Source organism: Alteromonas sp. G4i35, assembly GCF_054960375.1.
Genome location: NZ_JBHNZD010000001.1, coordinates 149,761 through 173,912 on the forward strand (window position 1 = coordinate 149,761; position 24,152 = coordinate 173,912).

Annotated in this window: 20 protein-coding genes; 12 read left to right on the forward strand and 8 right to left on the reverse strand. The window is 45.0% G+C overall.

The genetic code is table 11. The features are described from left to right. Window positions 1–208: 208 nt before the first annotated feature. From dnaG to rpsU, 3 genes are all read right to left on the reverse strand, one after another. Window positions 209–1,987 carry a DNA primase gene (gene dnaG, locus ACFI6L_RS00630; protein ID WP_462573225.1) on the reverse strand — a complete coding sequence of 593 codons (1,779 nt, stop codon included), beginning with the start codon at window positions 1,985–1,987 and terminating at the stop codon, window positions 209–211. Window positions 1,988–2,191: 204 nt separating this feature from the next. Then, window positions 2,192–2,638 carry a GatB/YqeY domain-containing protein gene (locus ACFI6L_RS00635; protein ID WP_012517256.1) on the reverse strand — a complete coding sequence of 149 codons (447 nt, stop codon included), beginning with the start codon at window positions 2,636–2,638 and terminating at the stop codon, window positions 2,192–2,194. A 441-nt stretch (window positions 2,639–3,079) separates the two neighbouring features. Next, a complete protein-coding gene (rpsU, locus tag ACFI6L_RS00640; protein WP_012517258.1) occupies window positions 3,080–3,295 on the reverse strand; it encodes a 30S ribosomal protein S21 in 216 nt (71 codons plus the stop codon). 524 nt (window positions 3,296–3,819) lie between these two features. Between rpsU and tsaD the strand changes: the two genes are divergently transcribed. After that, window positions 3,820–4,845 carry a tRNA (adenosine(37)-N6)-threonylcarbamoyltransferase complex transferase subunit TsaD gene (gene tsaD, locus ACFI6L_RS00645; RefSeq protein WP_462573226.1) on the forward strand — a complete coding sequence of 342 codons (1,026 nt, stop codon included), beginning with the start codon at window positions 3,820–3,822 and terminating at the stop codon, window positions 4,843–4,845. A 191-nt stretch (window positions 4,846–5,036) separates the two neighbouring features. After that, the gene (locus ACFI6L_RS00650) at window positions 5,037–6,353 is read left to right on the forward strand and encodes an alkaline phosphatase family protein (protein WP_283626651.1); all 1,317 of its coding nucleotides are present in this window, start codon (window positions 5,037–5,039) and stop codon (window positions 6,351–6,353) included. On the opposite strand, the gene plsY is transcribed toward ACFI6L_RS00650, so the two are convergent. Beyond that, complete coding sequence (gene plsY / locus ACFI6L_RS00655) at window positions 6,343–6,945, reverse strand: glycerol-3-phosphate 1-O-acyltransferase PlsY (protein WP_014948270.1); 603 nt, start codon at window positions 6,943–6,945, stop codon at window positions 6,343–6,345. The two genes, ACFI6L_RS00650 and plsY, sit on opposite strands and share 11 nt — an antisense overlap. Before the next feature lie 281 nt (window positions 6,946–7,226). Here plsY and folB point away from each other — a divergent pair, with 281 nt between their 5' ends. The 4 genes from folB to ACFI6L_RS00675 all read left to right on the forward strand — a co-directional run bounded on the left by folB (window position 7,227) and on the right by ACFI6L_RS00675 (window position 9,428). Beyond that, on the forward strand, window positions 7,227–7,580 hold the full coding sequence (gene folB / locus ACFI6L_RS00660; protein WP_014948271.1) for a dihydroneopterin aldolase: 354 nt from the start codon (window positions 7,227–7,229) through the stop codon (window positions 7,578–7,580). After that, a complete protein-coding gene (folK, locus tag ACFI6L_RS00665) occupies window positions 7,580–8,074 on the forward strand; it encodes a 2-amino-4-hydroxy-6-hydroxymethyldihydropteridine diphosphokinase (RefSeq protein WP_101563487.1) in 495 nt (164 codons plus the stop codon). Before folB ends, folK begins: the two co-directional genes overlap by 1 nt. Before the next feature lie 8 nt (window positions 8,075–8,082). After that, window positions 8,083–8,883 carry an undecaprenyl-diphosphate phosphatase gene (locus ACFI6L_RS00670; protein ID WP_014948273.1) on the forward strand — a complete coding sequence of 267 codons (801 nt, stop codon included), beginning with the start codon at window positions 8,083–8,085 and terminating at the stop codon, window positions 8,881–8,883. Between the two features lie 173 nt (window positions 8,884–9,056). Then, entirely contained in the window at window positions 9,057–9,428 is a 372-nt protein-coding gene (locus ACFI6L_RS00675; protein WP_014948274.1) for a histidine triad nucleotide-binding protein, read from the forward strand. An 82-nt stretch (window positions 9,429–9,510) separates the two neighbouring features. On the opposite strand, the gene ACFI6L_RS00680 is transcribed toward ACFI6L_RS00675, so the two are convergent. After that, window positions 9,511–11,205, reverse strand: a complete 1,695-nt coding sequence (locus ACFI6L_RS00680; RefSeq protein WP_014948275.1) for a dipeptidyl-peptidase 3 family protein — start codon at window positions 11,203–11,205, stop codon at window positions 9,511–9,513. Window positions 11,206–11,653: 448 nt separating this feature from the next. On the opposite strand from ACFI6L_RS00680, the gene ACFI6L_RS00685 reads away from it, so the two are divergent. Continuing rightward, window positions 11,654–12,490, forward strand: coding sequence for an HDOD domain-containing protein (locus ACFI6L_RS00685; RefSeq protein WP_014948276.1), 837 nt, complete (start codon window positions 11,654–11,656; stop codon window positions 12,488–12,490). A gap of 111 nt (window positions 12,491–12,601) precedes the next feature. On the opposite strand, the gene ACFI6L_RS00690 is transcribed toward ACFI6L_RS00685, so the two are convergent. Then, window positions 12,602–13,792: a benzoate/H(+) symporter BenE family transporter gene (locus ACFI6L_RS00690; protein WP_342325687.1), complete on the reverse strand. Its 1,191-nt coding sequence runs from the start codon at window positions 13,790–13,792 to the stop codon at window positions 12,602–12,604. 186 nt (window positions 13,793–13,978) lie between these two features. On the opposite strand from ACFI6L_RS00690, the gene ACFI6L_RS00695 reads away from it, so the two are divergent. Next, the gene (locus tag ACFI6L_RS00695; protein WP_462573227.1) at window positions 13,979–14,542 is read left to right on the forward strand and encodes a helix-turn-helix domain-containing protein; all 564 of its coding nucleotides are present in this window, start codon (window positions 13,979–13,981) and stop codon (window positions 14,540–14,542) included. A gap of 216 nt (window positions 14,543–14,758) precedes the next feature. Here the strand turns inward: ACFI6L_RS00695 and rdgC are convergent, their stop codons facing one another. Beyond that, complete coding sequence (rdgC, locus tag ACFI6L_RS00700) at window positions 14,759–15,670, reverse strand: recombination-associated protein RdgC (protein WP_462573228.1); 912 nt, start codon at window positions 15,668–15,670, stop codon at window positions 14,759–14,761. Between the two features lie 117 nt (window positions 15,671–15,787). Beyond that, the gene (locus ACFI6L_RS00705; RefSeq protein ID WP_039224522.1) at window positions 15,788–17,518 is read right to left on the reverse strand and encodes a sensor histidine kinase; all 1,731 of its coding nucleotides are present in this window, start codon (window positions 17,516–17,518) and stop codon (window positions 15,788–15,790) included. Between the two features lie 254 nt (window positions 17,519–17,772). Between ACFI6L_RS00705 and phoB the strand changes: the two genes are divergently transcribed. From phoB to ACFI6L_RS00725, 4 genes are all read left to right on the forward strand, one after another. Continuing rightward, the gene (phoB, locus tag ACFI6L_RS00710) at window positions 17,773–18,462 is read left to right on the forward strand and encodes a phosphate regulon transcriptional regulator PhoB (protein ID WP_014948281.1); all 690 of its coding nucleotides are present in this window, start codon (window positions 17,773–17,775) and stop codon (window positions 18,460–18,462) included. 100 nt (window positions 18,463–18,562) lie between these two features. Beyond that, window positions 18,563–19,864 carry a phosphate regulon sensor histidine kinase PhoR gene (gene phoR / locus ACFI6L_RS00715; RefSeq protein WP_014948282.1) on the forward strand — a complete coding sequence of 434 codons (1,302 nt, stop codon included), beginning with the start codon at window positions 18,563–18,565 and terminating at the stop codon, window positions 19,862–19,864. Between the two features lie 16 nt (window positions 19,865–19,880). Beyond that, on the forward strand, window positions 19,881–20,912 hold the full coding sequence (locus ACFI6L_RS00720; protein ID WP_156085938.1) for a PstS family phosphate ABC transporter substrate-binding protein: 1,032 nt from the start codon (window positions 19,881–19,883) through the stop codon (window positions 20,910–20,912). A 424-nt stretch (window positions 20,913–21,336) separates the two neighbouring features. Continuing rightward, a complete protein-coding gene (locus ACFI6L_RS00725) occupies window positions 21,337–24,117 on the forward strand; it encodes a hypothetical protein (protein WP_462573229.1) in 2,781 nt (926 codons plus the stop codon). Window positions 24,118–24,152 lie beyond the last annotated feature (35 nt).

A 24,152-nucleotide genomic window follows, 5' to 3' on the forward strand; every position in this document is an offset into this window, starting at 1 on the left:
GCTATATCTTTGCTACTCGTGCTGCTGCAATTTTGTTCACTTCAAAGTGAACGAAGCACTTATATCTGTGCCTGCAGCGAATTAGCCAGTATAGCAGATTTCGCGGTGGTTTTACCAGATTCACGGCCGATTTTTTAGCCAGTAATATTTACAAGAGCATTAGCCCCAACCATTGGAGGTTAGCGATGCTTAATAACTTCAGATCAGGTTAACTCTTCTGTCTTTCCTTCATAAGCAGATTCAGTTCCTGTTTTTCCGCTTGAGTTAGCGGCTGAACCCGCGAGCGTGAAATTAAGGTTTCAATGCGGCTATCGAAATGCCCGTCTAGTAAGCGAGCGAAGCAGTCGTTATAAACCCGTTCAGCATCCTCGTCTTTAACCAAGTGTTCTTGTAACAATAATTTCGCGATAGTAGAAGAATGGGGATGGTCGCGGAAATTTTCAACAAGCTGAGCGGTTTTTGCTTGAGGGTGACTTACGCAATAGCGATGAACATCGCGTAATAAATCCATGCCAGCAGCGTTGCTACCCGCAAAAATATCAATTTGAACGTCTTCACATAGTGTGGCTAGTTCAGGTTTATCTAACAGTAAACGAATTAACATGCGAAGTGGCGATAGCTTAGGCTTATTCACTTGGTTGCGATTCGGCGAGTAAGCCTGCTTCGAACCTTGATTGGCTTTGGTGATATCTAGCTGAAGTTTAAACCGATCGAACTCGCCAGTGTGCTTGGCTAATTCTTCCAGCAGCATTTGCTTTTGATCATCACCTAATGTGCTCTCGATAAGCGGCATTGCCGCTTTCTTAAAGGCAATTTTACCTTCCGGCGTGCCCACATTGTGCGTCTTTAATAAGTTTTCAAAGAAAAAGCGGGATAAAGGCATGGCGTCATTTAGCATCTCCATAAACGCATCTTTCCCCACCTGACGCACCATAGTGTCAGGGTCTTCGCCATCGGGTAAGAATAAAAACGAAATACGTACGCCGTCTTTTAATGCGGGTAGGGCGTTTTCTAAAGCGCGCCATGCGGCCTCACGTCCAGCGCGGTCACCGTCGTAACAACACACAATGTGAGAAGTGGCGCGAACCAGCATTTGAATATGTTCAGGCGTGGTGGCCGTACCTAACGCAGCAGTAGCAATATTAATATCGAACTGACTTAGTGCCACTACGTCCATGTAGCCCTCTACAATAACCACCGTATCTAGGCTACGGCTTTTTTGTCTGGCTGAGTAGAAACCGAAAAGCTCACTGCCTTTGTGGAAGATACGCGTTTCCGGCGAGTTTAAGTATTTAGGGCCGCCGTCATCTAATACTCGGCCACCAAAACCCACCACACGACCTCGTTTGTCCCGGATAGGAAACATAATGCGGTCGCGGAAGAAGTCGTAGGTACGTCCTTGGTCATTCTTATTTACCAGCTTTAAATCGACCAGCTGTTTGATGCGCTGTGGATCTTTGCCAAAGGTATTTAGCAGTGCGTCCCAGCTGTCTGGGGCGTAGCCAATTTCCCATTGCTTAACGATATCGCCGCTTAGCCCACGATTTTTCAAATAGTCGATGGCCTTTTTGCTGTTGCCGTTTTGACGTAACTGGTGCTGGAAGAAGCGCGCAACTTGCTCCATGACTGCATAATCGTCTTGCTGTTGCTGCTTTTTCTCTTCGCTCATGGCAGGGCGACTGCCCTTTTCACGGGGGACTTCAAGCCCGTGATAGCGCGCTAGCTCTTCTATCGCCTCGACAAATTCTAAGCGGTCGAATTCCATAATAAACGAGATTGCGTTACCGTGAGCGCCACAGCCGAAACAGTGGTAAAACTGTTTGTCTTGACTAACAGTGAAAGATGGCGACTTTTCGTTATGAAAAGGGCAGCACGCTTGGTAGTTTTTACCTGCTTTTTTAAGTTTAACTCGGCTATCTACCACTTCTACCACATCGGTACGTGACAGCAGGTCGTCTATAAAATCGCGAGGTATCTTTCCAGCCATGAGGGTACTTTCAAAAAGGGTTAGTTAAAAAAGATCTAGTTCAAAAAGAATGAGAAAAGCACAAGTCGTAACTGCGCTTCAAGCGACAGGCTACAACATTATGAAAACAGTAATCTACTTTAACAGGGAAGTGTAAAAATGAGAACAATGAAGGTGTGACAATGCACACCTTCTACACGCTTCTCTTTTACGAAAGGGCAGAGTTTAAGCGTTCAAACGCGCCTTAATTTTTGCACTCAAAGCACCCATGTCGGTGCGGCCTTGAACCTTAGGTTTCAAGGCGCCCATTACTTTACCCATATCCTGCATACCCGATGCGCCGGTCGCTGCCATGGTTTCGTCGATAAGTGCATTTAGCTCATCGTCAGTCAAAGGCTGGGGTAAGAAATCTTCAATGTACGTGATTTCTTCACGCTCTTTGCTAGCAAGGTCGTCGCGATTGGCTGCGTCGTATTGCGCGGCGGCGTCTTGGCGCTGCTTAACCATTTTGGTTAGTACCGCTAAGATTGCACTGTCGTCTAGTGTAATTTGCTCATCGATTTCTTTTTGTTTAATGGCAGCCATTGCCATACGAATAGTACCAAGACGTACTTTTTCTTTTGCACGCATCGCATCTTTTTGCGCAGCTTTTAAATCATCAATTAGTGCCATGATGTTTCCTGATTTTTTATTAGTAGAGTTTATACCAATCCGCATAGATCATTGCCCACTCAGAAGGCGCTGGCAAGTTTCCTAGCGAAGCGTGGGAATGCAGGAATGGCTGTTCCCTTTCAAATTCCCAGAATGAAGCTAGGAAGCTTGCCAGACCTTCCCGAAGGGCGAGTTTAAAATGTCCGTACTCTTTGTTGTGTCACCTTGATGTAGAACCACTATACCTGCGGTAACACGCCGCGATTACGAACATTTTAAATCTCGCTGAGTGGATAATCATCTATGCGGACTGGTATTATTAAGCCCCAGGTTGAAAATCAAATGCAACCATTTGAAAAGGAAAAAATGGAGTCGTTAAGAATAAGGCCAAAAAATAGAGGCCCAGAAACGCGAAAGGTGCTGCAATTGCAACACCTTTCAGACTCGTTACTTAACCCTATATTAGTAGAGTTTTACGCGACGTGCGTTTTCACGAGCTAGCTTCTTAAGATGACGCTTCTTAGCGGCAGCTTTCTTGCGCTTGCGTTCCCAAGTTGGCTTTTCGAAGAATTCACGACGACGAACTTCAGAAAGAACACCTGCTTTTTCACAAGAACGCTTAAAACGACGCAGCGCCACATCAAACGGCTCGTTTTCTCTAACTTTAACGATAGGCATTAAACACTCACCTCAAAACTTTTACTGTGTAAATCCGGGTAAAATTGTGCGCTAAAAAGGCCACCCGGGTTAAAAATGGTGCGAAATTCTAATCATATCTACAGAGAAAGTAAAGGATGAATTGCCAAAAAATAGCCAATATTGTGCATTTACCGTTCATTTACCTGTTCACTGGCATTTCATGAATGCAGGATTAAAGGTAAACTCTGCGCTCGTTAAGCACCGGGTTGTTTAACTCGGCTCGTAGTAAGCGCCCTTTTCAGAATGTTTTCTTGCTCAATTTCCTTTTGAAAGACGATTGTGATCAAAAGTGTGAAATTGGATGGTCCTGACTAGGGTAGTATTATGATCGCGGCGGGATCATAAAGATGATCGCGCCAGATCGCCAGAATTATTTACTCAGTTTTTGGTATTCGCGTTAACAATGTGGTTTGCAACAACGGTACGAAGACCTTTTGTATTAAGCAGACTGTAGCAAATCCAAAAACTAGGCATTGAAGTTAGTAGTAAAAGGGTTACTCCCCATGCGTATTTTAGGAATAGAAACATCTTGTGACGAAACTGGCATCGCGATTTATGACGATGAAAAGGGGTTGCTGTCGCACGAGCTATACAGCCAAGTTAAGCTGCACGCCGACTATGGTGGCGTAGTACCTGAACTTGCCTCACGGGATCACGTGAGAAAGATCATTCCTTTAATTAAAAAGGCTATGGAAGACGCCGACACACAACCGTCAGACATTGACGGTGTTGCTTTTACCCAAGGCCCAGGTTTAGTAGGGGCATTGTTAGTGGGTTCGTCTGTCGGGCGTTCATTGGCCTATGCGTGGAATGTGCCTGCGGTGGGTGTTCATCATATGGAAGGGCATTTGTTAGCGCCTATGCTTGAAGACGACGCACCTGAATTTCCTTTCGTTGCTTTATTGGTTTCAGGTGGCCACTCAATGCTGGTTAAGGTAGAAGGCATTGGTCAATATGAAGTACTTGGTGAGTCTATCGATGACGCTGCTGGTGAAGCCTTTGATAAAACCGCCAAATTACTTGGTCTTGATTATCCCGGTGGTCCTCTTTTAGCAAAATTGGCCGAAAAGGGAGAAGCGGGACACTATAAGTTTCCTCGCCCTATGACCGACAGACCAGGACTAGATTTTAGTTTCAGTGGTTTAAAGACCTTTGCGGCGAACACTATTCGCGATGCTGACCTAACCGGTGAAAATGCTGAGCAGATTAAAGCGAATATTGCGTATGCGTTCCAAGAAGCCGTCGTTGATACGCTTATTATAAAATGTAAGCGAGCATTAAAGCAGACTGGCATGAAACGCTTGGTTATTGCTGGCGGTGTAAGTGCGAATACTATGCTGCGCAGTGAGATGAAAGCCCTGATGAAAGAGCTAAAAGGAGAGGTGTTTTATCCTAGCTTAGCGTATTGTACAGACAATGGTGCCATGATTGCCTATGCGGGCATGCAGCGTTTGAAAGCTGGGGAAACCTTGGCCTTGTCTTCACAAGCCAAGCCGCGCTGGCCCCTTGATACTTTATCGGCGATTTAGGTATTCATAAAAAACCGGTAATTAGGCGCCACACCTCGTTGTAAACGCTACTATGTCTTCCCTAAGTTCACTGGGAAATATTGAGCATAGCAAGCAGGTAAAACAAAAAAGCATAAATAAAAGGCAATGGGAGCGCATTCCATTGCCTTTTGTTTTACTAAAATGAACATTGAGTAAGGACGTTAAACACCATGCGCTTAGCAACAGACGGAACAAAACAAAATGCACCGCTATTCTATTTAGCATTGTCGTTATTTATTTCGCTTACCTTTGCAGCGCTCACTGCGTCCAATGCATTTGCATCAAGCAAAGCACCCCTGAATGACTTTGTAAAAGGCCTGAAGCAAGAGCAGCAAGATCAGTATGTCGTGCTCATTTCTCTTGATGGATTTCGCCACGACTATATCGAATTACACAACGCGCAACACCTTGGTGCTATTGCAAAGAAAGGGGTAAGAGCGTCGTCTATGACCCCTGTTTATCCTTCAAATACCTTTCCCAACCATATTTCACTTATCACTGGGTTATTACCGAAACACCACGGCATCGTGAACAATCGATTTTTTGATAAGTCTCGCCCAACGAAAGAAGGCTACGCGCAGTACAAGCTGGGCTACGGCGGCATGGACAGCACGTGGATTACGGCAACGCCGCTATGGAACTTAGTGGAATATCATGGCATGAAGGCAGCTACCTTCTTCTGGCCAGAGTCTGATTCACGCATATCAGGTACCTTGCCTAGCTACTTCTATCACTACTCTAAATACGCCGATTACCAGCAGCGGGTAGATCAAATTATAACTTGGTTGAAACTGCCTGAGGTGTCGCGCCCTCGCTTTATTGCGGGTTATTTCTCGCTTACCGATTCGGTTGGACATGATGAAGGACCTTTTGCCGACAAAACCAATGATGCGGTGCAAGAAGTGGATGCGCTTATTGGTCAACTTTATGAACGCATTAACGCATTAGATTTGCCGGTAAACTTGGTAGTGGTGTCGGATCACGGCATGACACCCATTGATGAAAGTCAGCTTATAGAAGTTGAGTCTTTATCTATACCTGATAGCTTCATTATTGAAAATGAGGGAGCGCAAGTTCATCTTTACGCCAAAGTGGGCGTGAACGATAAACAAATCACCGAAGAAACAGAACGTCTTACCCATATAGCCGAAAACCGTTACATTGTGCTTAACGATACCCAGCGCTCTGAGCGACATATGGAAGTGGGAAATAGAACCGGCGATATTATTATTGAGATAGCCCCGCCAGCACGCTTTAAAAACGCCAACAGCATGCATATTAGTAAAGGTGGGCATGGCTACATGAACACGCTGCCTGATATGGGGGCGACGTTTGTAGCAGTGGGACCTGCGTTTAAAACGAATACCACCCTACCTGTGTTTAGCAACTTGGAGGTTTATCCTGCGTTGGCCAAAATACTTGGCATTGCGCCGGTTACGCCGATAGATGGTAAGTTAGATGTGCTGGAAAAGGCGCTTACTCTTTAACTTTTCCCTTATCCCATACTTTACTTTCATTGCCCGCTAAAAGACGGGCAATGTTGTCTTTGTGGCGTAGAATGATAAGCAGCGAAAGCATTGCCACGGGCACGGTATATAAAGGCTTAATCAAAAATGTAAATAACGGCGCAAGAGATACTGCGATAAGCGCGCCCAATGAAGAATAGCCCGTAAGAAACACCACTACTACCCAACTCAAAATAAGCAAACCTGCTAAATCGAGGCCTATTGGGAGCATAGCGCCAAACGCAGTGGCGACGGCTTTTCCACCTTTGAAACCAAAATAGAGCGGAAAGATATGCCCCAAGCACGCGAAAATAGCAATGACGCCTAACATGATTGGCTCTATGCCCAGAAAGTAACTGCCGTAAACGGGAATAGTGCCTTTTAGTATGTCCATGACAAGCACGAGGAGTGCTGGAACACGACCGCCCAGTCGATACACATTGGTAGCACCTGGGTTTTTAGAGCCGGCGGTTCGTGGGTCTGGTAAACCAAACAGCTGGCTTATAACCACAGCACTTGAAAGTGAACCGAAAAGATAGGCAACAGCGATCATCAAAAGAGTTAGCGAAATCATTTTGTCATTCTAATTATTAAAAATATTGCCTTTTATTACGTTAAATTTGGTGTGTGCAAGTTCAATGGGCTTTAGTCGTATTAAATTGTGAAACCTTGGTTGCTCCCAGTTGTCATACAGCGGTATAGTTGTGCCACACAAGCGTAAAGCTACTCCATCCAAACGCGATATACCACCGTTTACCAGCAATATGTGGGTGAAAGCGCAGTAGTAAGACCAGTAGTAGGGCTAATAAAAACGGCGATAAACTGGTTTGATAACAGTACAAGATGAAAAATTCCATGGGAAAAATTTATATAACAGGGCTTGAAGTAGACACCCTGATTGGTGTTTATGATTGGGAGCGAGTAAGAACCACCCAGCTACTTCTTGATGTAACACTTGATGTTGATTTAAGCGCTGCGATGCAAAGCGACGATGTTGCAGACACTGTAGACTATGCAAAAGTGGCAGAGTGTATTGTAGAAGTAGGCAAAGAAAGCACATTTGAGCTACTTGAAGCTCTAGGTAATAAAGTGATGGACGCCGTTCTTGATAATTTCACCGTTGCGTCAATAACGCTTAAAATTGTTAAGCCTAATATCCTTCCCAATGCGCAAACGGTCGCTGTTGAAATGCGTAAAGAGCGCAATTGATGTCACAACACACCATCTTAATCAGCATTGGCTCTAATATTGAGCGCGAGCATTACACTAAGCAATCTTTGGTTGCCCTGAAACAACACTTCTCTGATGTTACAGTGTCTTCGGTTTACGAAAGCGAAGCGGTGGGCTTTAACGGCAGCCCTTTTTATAATGCTGCTGCCCGTGCGACGACGTCAAAAAGTATTAAGGAAGTGTGCGCAATTCTTAAAGCCATTGAAAAAGACAATGGCAGGGTGCATACAGACAAAAAATTCTGTGCCAGAACCCTTGATCTCGACTTGCTTACCTATGATAGTAAGGTGACCACAACCCCTGTGGTTTTACCTCGCGAAGAGATTTGCTACAACGCGTTTGTGCTTTGGCCGTTAGCTGAACTTGTTCCCAACGACATTCACCCTGAAACGCAAGAAACCTATGCCAAAATGTGGCAAAACTTTGATAAACAGAAACAGCAATTATGGCCGATTGACTTTACTTGGAGTTAAGCAAAGGAATGACACTTTTTGAAATTATTATTTTAGCAATTATTCAGGGCGTTACTGAATTTCTTCCTATCAGTAGCTCTGGACACTTGTTGCTGCCCGCTGAACTTTTTGGTTGGGTAAGTCAGGGCTTAGCGTTTGATGTCGCCGTTCATGTGGGAAGCCTGCTTGCGGTTATGATCTATTTTCGTCAAGAAATCGCTCAGATGACCGTAGCTTGGGTAACACAAGGGTTTAGCAAGCAACAATCTACCGACAGTAAACTTGCTTGGTACGTAATTGTGGCAACTATTCCAGCGGTTATTATTGGCTTTTTAATGAAAGGCTGGATAGAAGAAAACGCACGTACGGCGCTGGTAATAGCAGGTACCACTATTATTTTTGGTTTGCTGCTATGGTACGCCGATGCCACTGCAAAACGCGAACAAGAGCTAGAAGGACTGACACTTAAGCAAGCCATCTATATCGGGTTAGCCCAAGTATTGGCACTCATTCCTGGTACATCTCGCTCAGGTATTACGATGACCGCAGGTTTGATGTTAGGCCTTAAGCGCGAAGCGTGTGCACGCTTTTCCTTTTTGCTGTCTATTCCAGTTATTTTAGGCGCGGGGCTTTTGGCCACTCTCGACCTGCTTAATGCCAACGAAGCGGTAGACTGGTATGCGCTGCTTTATGGCGCGGCGTTTTCATTCGTAAGCGCCTACCTTTGTATCTATTTGTTCCTAAGCTGGATATCGCGTATCGGCATGCTGCCTTTTGTTATCTATCGCTTGGCGTTGGGCGTAATACTACTGTGGTTTGTTTTCGCTTAAATAAAGAAAAAGGGCGCTATTCTTCGTATGAGGGGTCTTCGTATGAGGGGGCTATTCGCATGAGATGCCCCTGCGCCGCACAATAGCACTTAATTTTTAATTATGTTCGCAGGCAAATGTTTTAACACTGCTAACATAATTGGTAATCACCTAATTGGTAAGGGAAGTGAGATATGGCAGAAACAATATTTGATAAAATCATCAGCAAGGAAATTCCAGCGGACATATTGTACGAAGATGAATTGGCGCTGGCGTTTAAAGATATAAACCCTCAGGCACCGACTCACTTTCTGGTTATTCCAAAAAAGCAAATTGCAACGGTAAACGATATAGCCGAAGAAGATCGCGAAGTGGTGGGGCACTTGTCATTTGTTGCAGCAAAAATTGCAAAGGAGCAAGGGTTTGCTGACCAAGGCTTTCGTACGGTAATGAACTGTAATGAATACGGTGGTCAAACGGTGTATCACATTCATCTTCACGTGTTGGCAGGCAAACCGCTAGGCTGGCCTCCGTATACTGAAAATATGAAGCAACACGTAGAGTAGCGTGGAAAGATAAGAACACAAAAATGCCGCCCTTGATAGTTATCTCAGGGCGGCATTTTTATTTAATGAGTACAGTGCTTACTTAGTTAGCAAGCCCCAGTACTTTCTTACCTTGGTTGAAGTGAATATCAACTGGAATGCTCGCTGCCTCTAGGCGCGCTAAATCTGAAGCAAGATCGGGTTTTATTACACCCATAGTTTCTACTAGCTTCGCTACGCCATCGTAATCGCCGTCACCTTGTAATGTAAGGATTAGTTCAGATAGTGCTTCTACTGCGGCGCCCATCTTCTCCATATTTACGCGATACATGCCGTCTTCTGTTTTCTCGAAGGCGCCTTGCTGGGCAAAGAAGTTAAAGCGGATCATGTTCGCTTTTCCGTGTGCAGAACTTGCGCCGAAACGCACAGAACGGAAAATGCCAGCCATAAAGGTAACGTAATAATCTTCTAGTGTTCCTTCAGTGATTTCACCTTTTTCAAGAAGACTTTGTACCATGTACAAACCTAGAATATCCGCTTTGCCTTCTTCAAGAGCTGACGCATGCTCTTTAAGTGCTCCGCGCACAGTCCCTGAACCATCTAGAGTATTCTTAATCCCTAAACCGTGTGCCACTTCATGAAACATGGTGTTCGCGAAAAAGGCGTCAAACGTAATGTGTTCACGTTGCTCTGGTACAATTAACGTATCCGCAATAGGCACCAAAATAGTATCGAACTTTGCACGCATTGCGTTTTTAAGCTGCAGACGGCGGGTACCTTTTTCTAGCTGTACTCGCTCGTCATTGGGCAAGTTAATTGCAATGGTCTTACTGCCAGCATTAGAGTGGCCTGCATAATAAATAACATCATAAGCGTTAAGGTCTGCATCAGAACCTGGCATTTCCGCTTTATATGCCTCAGCAACCGGAAGACCTTGCTGTAATTCAGGTAAGAAGGCCGCGTATTTAGCTAGCTTTTCACTCCATGCTAAGTCTTTAATAAGTACATAGGCTTCAAACGCTGCGCGATAGCCAAAGAGTTGATCTTCGTAGCTTTCGATAGGTCCAATAACCAGCTCAACAGGATTGGTCTTCATATCCATCCACGCCATGTCAGAAGCCAGGTAGTCGTTTGATAGTAGGGCTTCAGAACGCAGCTGCAAATATTGTTTAAAGCTCTCATCTTCAGCAAGCTCTGACGCTTTTTTAAGTAAGTCAGACGCCTTCATTAATTCGCTTTTAAAGGCTTCAGAATAAGGCACCGAATAAAGGTTGCCCGCTTCATCGCGCTTCACCATGGAATAAAGGCCTTGTTTGTCGCCAAAATCTGCCGTGGCAAATTCCTCTTTTTCCATATCATGGGGGTAGAACTCAGCGCCCAGCGCTTTGTCTTCATAGCCACTTAAAAAAGGCGTATCGCCATTTAAGCGATCCCAAGGGCCATAGTTGATCGCTGCAAAGTGACGGACCTTTTCGTCGCTAATTGATGAAAGAAATGCATCTTTATCTTCAAAGAACGCTTGTTTCCAGAACAAGTCGTCCATGATTTTCGATGCATCAATTAACAGTGAAAGCATTTTGTGTTGATTGTCACTAAGGTGTGACAAATCGCTGGTAAGATCTACGCCGTGATAAATAGACAAGCGAGACTCATCAACAAGTAAGGTTTGCTCGGAAGCGGTTTCAGGCTTTGCTGTCTGAGTTGGTGTTGTATCGGCGCTTTTGCTGCACGCGGTCAGCATAAATAAACCCGCTACTGCAGCTGCAATAGGAGAATAAGTTGTAATTGTTTTTTTCATAATGACTCTTACCGTGTGGTTTAACCGCATTGATTTACAGTATGCGGGGCGGTGAATAGATAGCTCACTATAGCTATGCTTTTGATTTAATACAAAAGTATGAAAAATATTTGCTTAATATCAATAGTGGTTTGCTACCAGTTGACTATACTTTAAAAAAGCTCTGGTGGTTCTACCGTTGCTAATAATTCGCATCGACACTGTATTTTTTTAGTTGGTCGAAACTAAAGAGCTACTATAGTATGGTGATAGAAATACCATAATAAAACAATAAACGGTTTGTATTTTAGCGTGAAGCATAGAGGCCTATGTAAGTTAACGCACGGAATGCAACGCACAAACATCGAATCTATTTTAGTCATCAGTTTTGCTGGTGGTCGAGATGATTAACTGGTAAAGCAACCTATCGCCTTCACGAGGCTATTTGGAACTTTCTAAGGGTAGAAATATGTCTACACAGAACGCGCTTTCAACCATTTTGGTTGAAAAAATTAACAATGACACACTCGTCCTTCCCACGCTTCCTGCTATTGCATTGAAAGTCCGCAAAGCGGCAGACGATCCCGACATTAATTTAAACGCGATGGGAGATGTGATTGGTCAAGATCCATCACTTAGCGCAAGAATGATCAAAATTGCGAACAGTGCTTATATGGGACGTAGCGTAAAAGTTACTTCTATCAGCCAAGCGGTTACACGAATTGGTTTACGCCAAATTAAAAACATCTCTACTGCACTCGCTATGGAGCAATTATTCGTCTCTAAAAACGATGTAGTTGCACGCTATTTACAACAAGAGTGGGCAAATACAGTTAATATCGTGGCTAACTCTATGGCGGTGCTTCAGCTTTACATAGCGCGTACCAAAAAGCGTGAAATGAGCATGGATACCATGACACTAGCGGCACTGGTTCACAACATTGGTGTTCTGCCTATTTTGACCGAGGCTGAGCGTCACCCTGAAGTCTTTGCGAACCCTTCATTCCTTGAAGTGGCAATCGATAAATTAGCTGGCCGTATTGGTGCAAGCATTATGACAGAGTGGGGCTTCGGAGAAACCTTCGTTAATGTTTCAAAAAATTGGAAAGACCTAAGCTACATGCCAGAAGAGTTAACCTACATTGATTTCGTTCGTGTTGGCGCTGCAGTTTCAGGTGCGGTAGACAGTCAAAAAGATGCGATCTTAAACTTAGCTATTCAGCGCGGTGTGGTTGAAGATATGGGCGAGCTTCACTCTGATGAGTTTGAAGAGCTTGCAAGCGCAGCGAAGCAGATCTTCTTGTAAGTGTTTTAAGCGACAAAATACTGCAAAGGCCGGTACTGAAGCATAACTTCAGTACCGGCCTTTTCGTTATGGAAAGCTGACAATGAAACAGCACAAAGCAAACAAATGCCGCTACGCGCTAACAGGCTTCTTTTGAACGTAAAGCAGTAATAAACCTAACCCCAATCCCCACACCGCTGAAGTCATGGAATATAAACTAAATCCTGACGCTGTACACAGCATGGTAAGCAACGCAGGAGCCCTGTGGTGCTCTACTTCCATGGCGCGAACCACTGCTCCTTGCAGCGTAGCTAATAGGGCTAGTCCAGCAAGCAGATGAATAATGATACTGGGCATACTCACAAATAGCGCAACGACCACAGACGCTAATAATCCCATGAACAAATACGCCACCCCCGCTGCTATAGCGGCTTTATAGCGCTGCGACTTTTCATTATCCGCTTGCTCGCCCATGCATAGCGCTGCCGTTATCGCCGCTAAGTTAAAGGTAAAACCACCGAAAGGTGCTAATAAGGCTTGAACAATGGCAATGCCTGACAAAATGGGTTTGTGGTCGGGCGTATAGCCATGGGCGTGATGAATAGCTATGCCTGGCAAGTTTTGAGAAAGCGTGGTGATAAGAAAAAGGGGAAATGCTAATCCAATGGCAGCACTCAGTGAGAAAGTGGGCGTTACCCAAATAGGCTCGGGCAGGGTGATTATTGATGGCAGCCCTGGTGAGTCGCTTGATAGAGCAACCACACCATCTGCACTACTCATAAACAAGCTAATGGTCACCGACATGATCAGCAACAACAGCATAAGATAGCGGGGAAATAGTCGGCTTCCTACTAAATAAGCCGCGATAAATAACGCAACTAAGTACGGTGCGTCATTAACATCACTGAATATCGCAAGGCATATAGGTAAGAGAATGCCGGCCAAAAGCGCCGATGAGATTGCAGGGGGAATCCGACTTATTTGTTTAAGCAGGCTACGGCTTTGCGCAGTTACAAGAGAAAGCAAGGCACATAGTATAAATGCACCAATGGCTTCACTTAAACGGTAGTCACCGATACTGGTTAACAAAAAGGCCGCGCCAGGGGTAGACCAAGCGGTAACAACGGGCAGTTTGGATAGCCACGAGAACAGAATGCAGGTAATGCCCATACCGAGCCCAAGCGCCAACAACCAACTCACTACCATGTCGTCGCTGGCGCCGGCTTTACGCGCTACATCAATGATAATGACAACAGAACTACTGTAACCTACTGTAACCGCGGTTAGCCCTGCGCTGATATGACTTAACTTCCACTTGCTCATGAAAACCCTCGTGATGGAATTTCGATTTGGAATCGACCGAGCGATGAAACACGCTTTTAGCGTCTATCGAATGTGCTACTCTACCTTTTTGTGCGCTATAACGTACAATAGTTAACTTAACATCTGTGCGTTATAGCGCACAACTGCTTTATTAAACTCAGCGTCAAAATAAAAGGCCTTCATTACATGACAAAAGCAAATGCGCAGCCTTCTGCTATTTCAAGAGGTATTGCACACCACCTGCAGTCTGTTCGTAAAGCTCGGGGGCTTTCCCTTGATAAAACCGCGCAGTTGACGGGAGTGTCTAAAGCCATGTTGGGGCAAATAGAACGAGGCGAGTCTAGCCCCACAATCGCTACCTTGTGGAAGATAGCAACCGGTCTTGCGTGTTCTTTTTCTTCTTTCTTGTCAGGTGATGAAACCGCACCTACGTCCCAACATGCCGACAACAAGTTCGCTAACGACCCAAACGTAACCATAAAAACGCTATTTCCGTTTAACTCAGCCACCCAGTTTGAAATGTTTGAACTATGCTTAACGGACTTTCATGAGCAGCACTCTTCGGCGCATCAAATAGGCGTCACCGAACATATTCACGTACTACAAGGAAAGTTAGGGGTTTTGCAAGATGGTCAATGGCAAACTTATCAAGCGCAAGAGCAGTGTATATTACGCGCAGACCAGCCCCACGGTTATCGAGATGAAGTAGGAGAAACGCGCTTTATTGTGGTTATTCACTATCCAACTTAAAGCGGTTGGGCAACTTTCTTGCAAAAGCTAGGAAAAGGCTAGGAGAAAGGCTAGGAAAAAAGCTAAGAAGTATTTGCGCTAAATGACGGTTGCCAGTTCAAACAAGCAAGTTAATTAACAGGACCTAATAAAAAGCCTAACTACCCCAAGGTGATTAGGCTTTTCGATAGCGCTAGGCTATCTTTTTCATCGGCTTAATATTTATTTGCCATAAGTTTATAAACTATCGTCGTTAAGATTAAGCGCACCACGAAGGAAGTTAAGCAGTGTACAAATTTCGGCTGACATAAGCGCGAACTCTGCATCAAGGCGCGCTTCAACCTGATCTTTTGGCACATCGTCAGTTTCTTCTTTAATGCGATCGGTGAACTTAACACGTTTAATGGCGCCATCCTCACACATAATAGCCGTCAACGTCTCTGCATATTCGAATGCAACCTTTTGAACCAGCTTACCGGCATTCAAATGAATACTAATCTCTTCGCTGTCTAGCGGCTGGTTCTTACAACGAATAACGCTGCCAGTGTCATCGGTAGATTTAAGCTCAGCTTCTTCAAGTAGACCTACACCTTCTGGGGTTGACTCAGTAACCCAGTGCGTAAGCTCGCTTTGAAGGCTTCTGCGCGTAAATGGCACTACTGGAAGTGAGCCTATGGCTTTTCTTACCATGGCCAAAAAGGCTTCGGCTTTGCCATCAGATGATGCGTCAACTACGACTAAGTTGTCAGCAAGCGAAATAAAGCCGTGAGTGTAGGTGTTTTTTGTAAATGCCTGGGGCAACAAGCGGGTTTGAATTTCTTGTTTAAGATCTGCTTTGGCTTTTTTACCAACCGGCGAACCGGTTTCCATTTCAATTTTGGCCACCATTTCGTCAAGCTCGGCATTTACCACTGCGCCGGGCAAGATCTTTTCTTGTTTCTTTAGGGTTATCCAAAAACGCTGTTGAACAACATGGAACATGGTGCCTTGCTTACCCGCCTGAGAAAACGGAGAGGCGAACCCCATGGTTGCTAAGTCCTGGCTACCGCACGGGCGAAAAGCGTGTTCGTTAAGGGCACGTTCTAAATCGCCCTCGTCTAGCGATAACGGCTGAGTAATTTGATAGGCTTTTACATTTTTAAACCACATAGTGTAAGCATTCTCTTGATAAAAATAGGGCGCAAGCCTACCAACGTAAGACTCGCGGTGCAATTGAATAAAAGGCCCTAGAAAGCGGGCACCTTAGATTGATAGTGGCAAGAAAGGTTAAGCACTCTTTTTCGGAAAACGAATGGTGTACTGTAAGCCGTTGCCAAGCGTACTGTCGGCCTCTATATGTCCATGCAGTGACTGTGTAACTAGGTTGTACATAATATGTGTGCCTAGACCGCTACCACCTTCTCCGCGTTTGGTAGTAAAGAAGGCATCAAACAACTTACTGAGCTCTTCTTCGCTTAAACCTTTTCCGTCATCTTGGTAGTGGATCACAACATTATCACCATCTTCTTTTACATCGAGTGTTACAGAGCCGGCCGCTTTGCCTTCAAAGCCGTGCGTAATTGAGTTAACCACCATATTGGTAACGATTTGAGCGATGGCGCCAGGTGCACAGGTCACAACTAAATTATCGGGGCAGGATACGTTAATTTGATGTTCAGTATGCTTAAAACTTGGCTTAAGTGACTGAATAATTTCGTTAATATAGTCGCCCAACACAAATTCACGCTCGGTTTCACTGGTCTGGTCAACGGCCACCTGTTTAAAGCTGGCGATAAGATCAGATGCGCGTTCTAGGTTACTTAAAAGTAGTAGCGCAGTTTGTTCTGCTTCATCGATGAAGCTTGCCATGTTCTTACTGGTCAGGCTTTTATCTTCGAAGTCGGTTTTTAAATTGTTAAGTCGCTCTTGTAGAAAGCTGGCTGCGGTCACACTCACGCCCAATGGCGTGTTTACGTCATGCGCGATACCGGCCACAAGACCGCCAAGCGACGCCATGCGCTCCGACTCGACTAATTGCTCTTGCGCTTGATGAAGTGTATCCATCGAACTGGCTAGCTCTTGGTTACGTTTGCGCAGTTCGGCTTCTATATACTGACGATTTTCGTTTTCTTGGCGAAGCTCTCGCTGGTGGGCAATAAGCTCGTCTTTTTGCTGCTCTAAGTCGAGCATGATCTGAGACAACGACGCTGTTTTCTTTGCCACTTCTTGTTCTAAAATCAGGTTTTGGTCGTCTAGCTTCTTGTTGGCAAGAGTGAGTTCATTCTGCGCGTCTTTCAGCTTATTGTTTGAAATAATCAGGTCGTCAATAACGTGGTTGTAAGATTCCTTAAGCTGTAATAGCTCGTTGTCATCATCGAGCTTTATGCTGAGTTTGCTCTCTTCTGGGTGTTGAGGATCGAAATTACCCATTTGCTCGGTAATGGTTTGCAGCGGTTCAGAAAGCATGGTGCGAAATGCGGTCATGAACAAGAAGACCAGAAAGGTGGTTTTTACTAACGCATTACCGATAAGAAAAAATACACCTACTTCAATACGGCTAAAAATAGTATCAAAGCTAGAATACAAGGTAACGTCGCCAACCGTAGATTCGCGACCTGAGAATTTAAATACTAGTGGGAAGCTGTAGCTAAATACGCCGCCGGGATGATCTTCAATTATTTCACGGTCAACCGGAGCAGGAGAGCGCTGAGCACGGATGCCGTACTCGGCAATGTAGTTACCGTTTTCACCACGAACTTGAAGCCCTTCAACAATAGGCAATGACATAAGGCCTTCGGCGATGGCACGCACTTGGTCGTGGTTAAGTTCCCACAAAGCGCGGGTCAGGCTAGAAGAAAAGGTGTTTTTTAGCGTTTGAAGCTCGCCTTCAACGTGATTTTTCGTGCTGAGGTATTCTGTAAAGATCTGTCCTACCGTCACTAGCAGCGTGAGAGAAAAGTACACTGACAACACTCTGGCTAAGAGTTTCCTTGATAACCCTGTCTTGACCGCAGCCATCGATAAACACACCCCTGTTACATCAGACCTTTTAAATCACCGACAACGCTTGGTAGTTGCTCACCTTTGCAACAATAACAGTCGGTTTTATGTAATTTCAAGAATATGCGTAATCGTATGAATAAACAAGATTATGTATTTAAACTTTGGAACAAGCTTGTATTAAACTTGACACATAAATGTAATCGTTTTAATAAAACTGTCACAGACCACATTAATAATAACGGCGTTTAAAAATGAGCAGGAATATTACGATGTCTCGTACAGTGTTGGTGGTTGAGGACGAAGCGCCTATCCGTGAAATGCTTAAGTTTGTGCTTGAGCAATCTGGTTTTAACATTATTGAAGCCGAAGATTTCGACATCGCGCAAGAAAAAATTTGCGAACCTTACCCAGATTTAATCTTATTAGATTGGATGTTGCCGGGAGGAAGCGGTGTACAGCTAGCTAAAAGTTTAAAGCAGCACGAGTTTACTCGTGACATTCCCGTCATCATGCTTACAGCCCGTGGCGAGGAAGAAGACAAAATTCGCGGCCTGGATGCAGGTGCTGATGACTACGTTACTAAACCATTCTCGCCGAAAGAGCTTGTGGCAAGAATAAAAGCAGTGATGCGAAGAGTTACGCCTACATCAAGCGAAGAGCCTATTGAATTTAATGGTCTTAAACTTGAACCGGTATCACATCGCGTAATGGCGAATGAAGAACCGTTAGACATGGGGCCGACTGAATTTAAGTTGTTGCACTTCTTTATGACGCACCCAGAACGTGTCTATAGCCGAGAGCTACTGCTAGATAATGTTTGGGGAACCAATGTTTATGTAGAAGACAGAACGGTAGATGTACATATTCGACGTCTACGCAAAGCTATCTCTCGCCACGGACATGATGCTATGATCCAAACAGTACGCGGCGCGGGTTACCGTTTTTCTACTAAGCTGTAATAAATGTAGTGTTTAGGGAGTAACATAGTGTTATTCCCTTGATGCCGCTGCGCCATCTGGGCATGCGCCCAATTCCACCTTTAACAACGCGAGCTATTTCATGTATTACCCGTTCTCTTGGTTGAGAAGTACATTGCGCTTAGTGCTATTCCTTGTGGTTTTTGCGCTAGTCGGGTGGTATCTAGATGATATGTTATTCGCCGTTGCTATTGGCGCAACCCTGCTACTGCTATTTAACTACTGGCATCTTTACAAGCTAAATCGCTGGTTATGGCATAGTCGTAAAATGTCTCCACCTACCGTGCGTGGCGTGTGGGAACATATTTATGAAGGGATTTACTACCTTCAGCGTCGTAACCGCAATAAGCGCAAAGAGCTTGGTGAATTGGTAAAGCGCTTTAGAGAAGGTTCTGAAGCCTTGCCTGATGCGGCGGTAGTGGTTGATGCTAAGGCCTGCATTATTTGGTGTAACCGCCTTGCTCGCTTGGATTTAGGGCTTAAATGGCCGCAAGACTCTGGGCGTCGAATCGACAACTTGTTGCGCCATCCGGAGTTTATTCAGTACTTTCATGCAGGGAATTATAAATACCCCATTGAAGTACCGTCGCCTACTAACCCCAACAAAACCTTTGAATACCGGATTATGCCGTATGGCGATGAACATCTACTGCTGATTGCCCGTGACATAACGCGGGTGTCCCAGCTTGAAGAGATGCGTAAGGACTTTGTGGCAAATGTGTCTCATGAATTGCGTACACCGCTAACGGTCATTAACGGATACCTTGAAATTCTTCCTATTGATGAAGACTCCGATCCTTTCATGCAAAAAGCGATGAAAGAAATGACATCGCAAACCCACCGTATGCAAAACTTGATAGAAGACTTGCTGGTGTTGTCGCGCATTGAAGCAAGCTCGGAACGCATCTACGAAAATGTTGTGAATATTCCTGTGGTCCTTGCGCAAGTGGAAAGAGAAGCGCAGGCGCTTAATAAAGAGAAAAACCACACAATAAACTTCCACATCGACAAAGAACTCTATGTTTTCGGCGTTGAGACCGAGCTTCGAAGTGCTTGCTCAAACCTAGTGTTCAATGCGGTGCACTACACACCTGCCGGTGGCGAAATTAATGTGTACTGGCGACGTAAACCCAATGGCGCGCAATTTTCTGTGGTAGATAACGGTGATGGTATTGAGCCAAATCATCTAAACCGCCTTACCGAGCGCTTTTATCGCGTGGATAAAGCGCGCTCTCGCAAAACCGGTGGCTCTGGCTTAGGTCTTTCCATTGTAAAACATGTACTAAGTCATCATAATTCTCGTTTAGATATAACCAGTACATTGGGTGAGGGCAGTAATTTCTCGTTTGTGCTGGATAACGAGTTGATTGCAGAGCAACTGTAACCCTGAGAGGCGAGAAGTGTTGGTGAGCAAAAAGCATGACAAGATGAAAGAGCAACGCTATCGCCTTTCAACGTTACTTTTAGTAATAGGCTTATTGTTACCATTTGGAACCCTGGCTGATTCTCAAAATACTCAAAGCTCGTCATCTGCTTCTGGTAGCTATCAAGTACCTGCCTATGAACGTAAGCCTGGGGTGGCAGGAAAAATATCCTCTGTGGGCTCAGACACGCTGGCAAACTTAATGACCTTTTGGTCACAGGAGTTCAAAACTCTTTATCCCCAGGTCGGCTTTCAAATACAGGCGTCTGGTTCATCCACCGCTCCGCCCGCACTTATTGAAGGTACAGCTACCATTGGCCCTATGAGCCGGGAATTAAAGCCCAGTGAAATACGGGATTTTACGCGAACCCACGGTTACCCGCCTACGGTATTAAAAGTGGCAATGGATGCCATCGCCATTTTTGTGGATAGACGCAATCCGCTGCCGGGTATGACCCTTGAGCAAGTTGACGCGGTGTTTTCTGAAACCCAGTTTTGTGGCAGCAATACCGCCATTACCAATTGGTCTCAGCTCGGCGTTGACGATATAGGCTATCGTTCTCCTATCAGGCTGTACGGTCGAAATTCAGTATCGGGTACTTACGGCTTGTTTAAAGTGATGGCGCTGTGCGATGGTGACTTTAAGAATACGGTAAACGAACAACCTGGCTCTGCATCTGTAGTATTGTCCGTGGCCAGCGGTACAGGTGCGATTGGCTATGCCGCTTACGGCTATAAAACCGCAGGAGTTCGCGCTCTGCCTTTAGGTGAGTCGCTAGATAGCTTAATCCCTCTTTCTATTGATACGGTGCGCAACGAAACGTATCCGTTTGCCCGTTTTCTTTATTTAGTGATAAATAAAAAGCCTGGTGAGCCTTTACCTACTCTGGAAAGGGAGTTTTTGCGCTATATCTTGTCACAGGAAGGGCAGCAGCAGGTGTTAAGAGACGGATATTTTCCCATTCGTGAAGACGTACTGGTACGCCAGCGCCGACTGCTTGACGAATAATAAGTACCATTCAGAACAACGCTAACCACTCTAATGCCGTTGAACAAATCAACAAGTTTTTTAGGTGGAAGCCTTTTTAAAGTCTACTTCACTCTACCTGCTATGTCATAATTGCGTCACAAATCAAAAGAGTATATTGACGAAAAACTGACTAATTGGGATTGAAAGAAGGGGCGGTTGACAATAAATAGAGTCTACGTTCGGTCAAAAATTTCATATTTTTACCAATTAAGTTTTGGAAAAATATACAAAAAACAAATCCCCAGTTGCCAAAGTAAGTCTTCTAAACGTTTTTTTAGCCCAAAATTGAACTTTTTCTATGAAACTTTTGTTACAGCGACTTAATGTAACAAATGTGTCATCTACCTCAGTTAAAGTTTCCGCGTTTTCAAAATCCATAACTATACCGTACCTGGAGAAACACATGGAACTTAAGCAACTTTTCAAGGCTTCAGCTATTGCTACTGCACTTGTTCTAGCAGGCTGTGGCGGCGATATTAATATCAGTGAAGGTGATATTGATAACAGCGTAACTAATAATAACGGTGGAAACACTGGTGGCGATACTGGTGGCGATACTGGTTCAGATGATACAGCTCCAGGTGAAGTAAGCTCTTTCCTAAGTGGTGAAGTTTCTGATGCGTTCGGCCAGTCGGTTGAAGTACGCGTTCTTTCTGGTCGTTTAACAGCTGATGATGCTGACGATCAAGGCGTTATCACGCTAACTAATGACACAGTGTGGGCACTTGAAGGTCCAGTATTTATTGGTAACGACAAAGCAGACAGCGTAACGCTAGCAATCGAAGAAGGTACAATCATCTTTGGTCGCACTGGTGCAGATTACCTTGTAGTTAGCCGTGACTCTCAAATTGAAGCAGAAGGTACAGCATCTTCTCCAATCATCATGACATCTTTCAACGACGTTGTAGGTGACGAAGTTGGAGCAGGCCAATGGGGTGGTGTGGTTATCCTTGGTAACGGTACTTCAACTAAATGCCCGCAAGACGGCTCTGACTGTGCGCTTCAGGTTGAAGGTGCAGAAGAGGGTGCAGTATTTGGTGGTACGGACGATACAGACAGCTCTGGTATCCTTAAATACGTAGTAGTGAAATACGCTGGTTTTGAAATTGCGCCAGACAACGAACTTAACGGTATTACATTTGGTGGTGTTGGTTCAGGTACAGAAGTTGACTATGTACAAGTACACAGCAACGCTGATGACGGTGTAGAATTCTTCGGTGGCGCGGTAAACGCGAAACACTTAGTTTTAACAGCTAACCAAGATGATTCAGTAGACTGGGACAACGGTTACAAAGGTAAGCTTCAGTACGTTTACGTTCAGCACGCTGCTGACAACTCTGACGCAAACCGCGGTATTGAAGGTGACGGCGACGGTGGTGACGGTCTAGAATTCTCTAAGCCAATGATCGCTAACATGACAGTTATCGGTAACACTTTCGACACAGCTGACGCTGACTCTGAAGGTCTTCTGCTTCGCGACCAAACTGGCGCAAACCTAATGAACTTCCTAATTACTGGTCCAGAAGCAATGGGCGAGTGTTTAGAAATGGACACAGACGAAACGGTTCAAGCTAACCTTTCTGACGGTGACCTAACTATGACTTACTCAGCTATTGCCTGTTCTGAGCCGTTCAACACACCTGAAGGTGCAGTTGATCTAGAAGCTTGGTTTACAGGTCAAGAAGGCAATCAGCTAATCGCGTTTGAAGACCGTGCAAACCTTGGTCTTAACCCAGACGGTACACTTACAGCAGAAAGTGCGCTTCTTACTGCTGGTGGCGACGCATCTACATTGCTTGATACTTTCTTTGAAGCAAACACATTCATCGGTGCGATTGGTGAAGATGACTGGCGTCAAGGTTGGGCTTTTGGTTTTGGTGGCGGTAACATCGAACTAGCACAATCTGCTTCTGGCTGTCCATCAGGTACGACTTCTATCACGCCAGTAGACGGTTCAACTACTACGTGTGAAGTGTCTGGTACTATCACGTCTGACCTAACGCTTACAGAAGGTAACTTCTACGCGCTTTCAGGTGCAGTATTCGTGGGTGGTGATAAAGAAAACAGCGCAACCCTTACTGTTGAGCCAGGCGTAACTGTTTATGGCGCATCTGGTAACGACTACCTAGTAATTAGCCGTGACTCAGAAATTAATGCAAACGGTACTGCTGAAAACCCAATTACTTTCACATCACGTGACCACGTTGTTGGCGGTCTTGAAGCGGGTGAAGCTGGTCAATGGGGCGGCATGATCGTTCTAGGTAACGGCGAATCTACTAAGTGCCCTCAAGACGGTACCGACTGCTCACTTCAAGTTGAAGGTGCACAAGAAGGTGCAGTGTTCGGCGGAACTGACAACACAGATAGCTCTGGTACGCTTCGCTACGTTCGCGTAATGCACGGTGGTTTCGAAATCGCTCCAGATAACGAACTAAACGGTATCACGTTTGGCGGTGTAGGTTCTGGTACTACTGTTGAGTACGTACAAGTTCACAAAAACGCGGATGATGGTGTTGAGTTCTTCGGTGGTGCAGTAAACGTTAAGTACCTTACGTTAACAGGCATTCAAGATGACTCTGTAGACTGGGATAACGGCTACGTAGGTAAGCTTCAGTTCGTACTAGTTAAGCACGCTGAAGACAACTCTGATGCTAACCGCGCAATTGAAGGTGACGGTGACGGCGGTGACGGTACTGCGTTCTCTAACCCAATGGTTGCTAACATGACTATCATTGGTAACGAGTTCGACACTGCTGATGCTGATTCTGAAGGTGTTCTACTTCGCGACCAAACTAATGCACAACTTTACAACTTTGTTGTAACTGGTCCAGCGGGTATGGGTGAGTGTTTTGAAGCTGACCTAAGCGATGGCGACACTACGCTACTTGCTAACATGGACGGAACTAACACGCCTCAGCTTACTTTTGAAACATCTGTACTAGCGTGTGCGGAAAACATCAAAGACTCTGGCGACTTTAGTCAAGAAGATTGGTTCACTGCGCAGACAGGTAACAGCCTACTTGATAACACTGCAACAGTACTTAACGGTATTTACACAGTAGATGCAACAGTAGCGACTGACGTATCGACGCTAGACAGCTTCTTCTCTTCAGTAGACTTTATCGGCGCAGTTAAAGACGCTGATAACGACTGGACTGCGGGATGGACTGTTGGTCTTGAATAAGACTCAGTTCGCATAGCTAAAAACAAGCAAGTGCG

Bases quoted from the DNA above. Each gene is read 5' to 3' on its own strand.
- dnaG (WP_462573225.1), bottom strand. From the start codon at position 1,987: ATGGCTGGAAAGATACCTCGCGATTTTATAGACGACCTGCTGTCACGT.
- ACFI6L_RS00635 (WP_012517256.1), bottom strand. From the start codon at position 2,638: ATGGCACTAATTGATGATTTAAAAGCTGCGCAAAAAGATGCGATGCGT.
- rpsU (WP_012517258.1), bottom strand. From the start codon at position 3,295: ATGCCTATCGTTAAAGTTAGAGAAAACGAGCCGTTTGATGTGGCGCTG.
- tsaD (WP_462573226.1), top strand. From the start codon at position 3,820: ATGCGTATTTTAGGAATAGAAACATCTTGTGACGAAACTGGCATCGCG.
- ACFI6L_RS00650 (WP_283626651.1), top strand. From the start codon at position 5,037: ATGCGCTTAGCAACAGACGGAACAAAACAAAATGCACCGCTATTCTAT.
- plsY (WP_014948270.1), bottom strand. From the start codon at position 6,945: ATGATTTCGCTAACTCTTTTGATGATCGCTGTTGCCTATCTTTTCGGT.
- folB (WP_014948271.1), top strand. From the start codon at position 7,227: ATGGGAAAAATTTATATAACAGGGCTTGAAGTAGACACCCTGATTGGT.
- folK (WP_101563487.1), top strand. From the start codon at position 7,580: ATGTCACAACACACCATCTTAATCAGCATTGGCTCTAATATTGAGCGC.
- ACFI6L_RS00670 (WP_014948273.1), top strand. From the start codon at position 8,083: ATGACACTTTTTGAAATTATTATTTTAGCAATTATTCAGGGCGTTACT.
- ACFI6L_RS00675 (WP_014948274.1), top strand. From the start codon at position 9,057: ATGGCAGAAACAATATTTGATAAAATCATCAGCAAGGAAATTCCAGCG.
- ACFI6L_RS00680 (WP_014948275.1), bottom strand. From the start codon at position 11,205: ATGAAAAAAACAATTACAACTTATTCTCCTATTGCAGCTGCAGTAGCG.
- ACFI6L_RS00685 (WP_014948276.1), top strand. From the start codon at position 11,654: ATGTCTACACAGAACGCGCTTTCAACCATTTTGGTTGAAAAAATTAAC.
- ACFI6L_RS00690 (WP_342325687.1), bottom strand. From the start codon at position 13,792: ATGAGCAAGTGGAAGTTAAGTCATATCAGCGCAGGGCTAACCGCGGTT.
- ACFI6L_RS00695 (WP_462573227.1), top strand. From the start codon at position 13,979: ATGACAAAAGCAAATGCGCAGCCTTCTGCTATTTCAAGAGGTATTGCA.
- rdgC (WP_462573228.1), bottom strand. From the start codon at position 15,670: ATGTGGTTTAAAAATGTAAAAGCCTATCAAATTACTCAGCCGTTATCG.
- ACFI6L_RS00705 (WP_039224522.1), bottom strand. From the start codon at position 17,518: ATGGCTGCGGTCAAGACAGGGTTATCAAGGAAACTCTTAGCCAGAGTG.
- phoB (WP_014948281.1), top strand. From the start codon at position 17,773: ATGTCTCGTACAGTGTTGGTGGTTGAGGACGAAGCGCCTATCCGTGAA.
- phoR (WP_014948282.1), top strand. From the start codon at position 18,563: ATGTATTACCCGTTCTCTTGGTTGAGAAGTACATTGCGCTTAGTGCTA.
- ACFI6L_RS00725 (WP_462573229.1), top strand. From the start codon at position 21,337: ATGGAACTTAAGCAACTTTTCAAGGCTTCAGCTATTGCTACTGCACTT.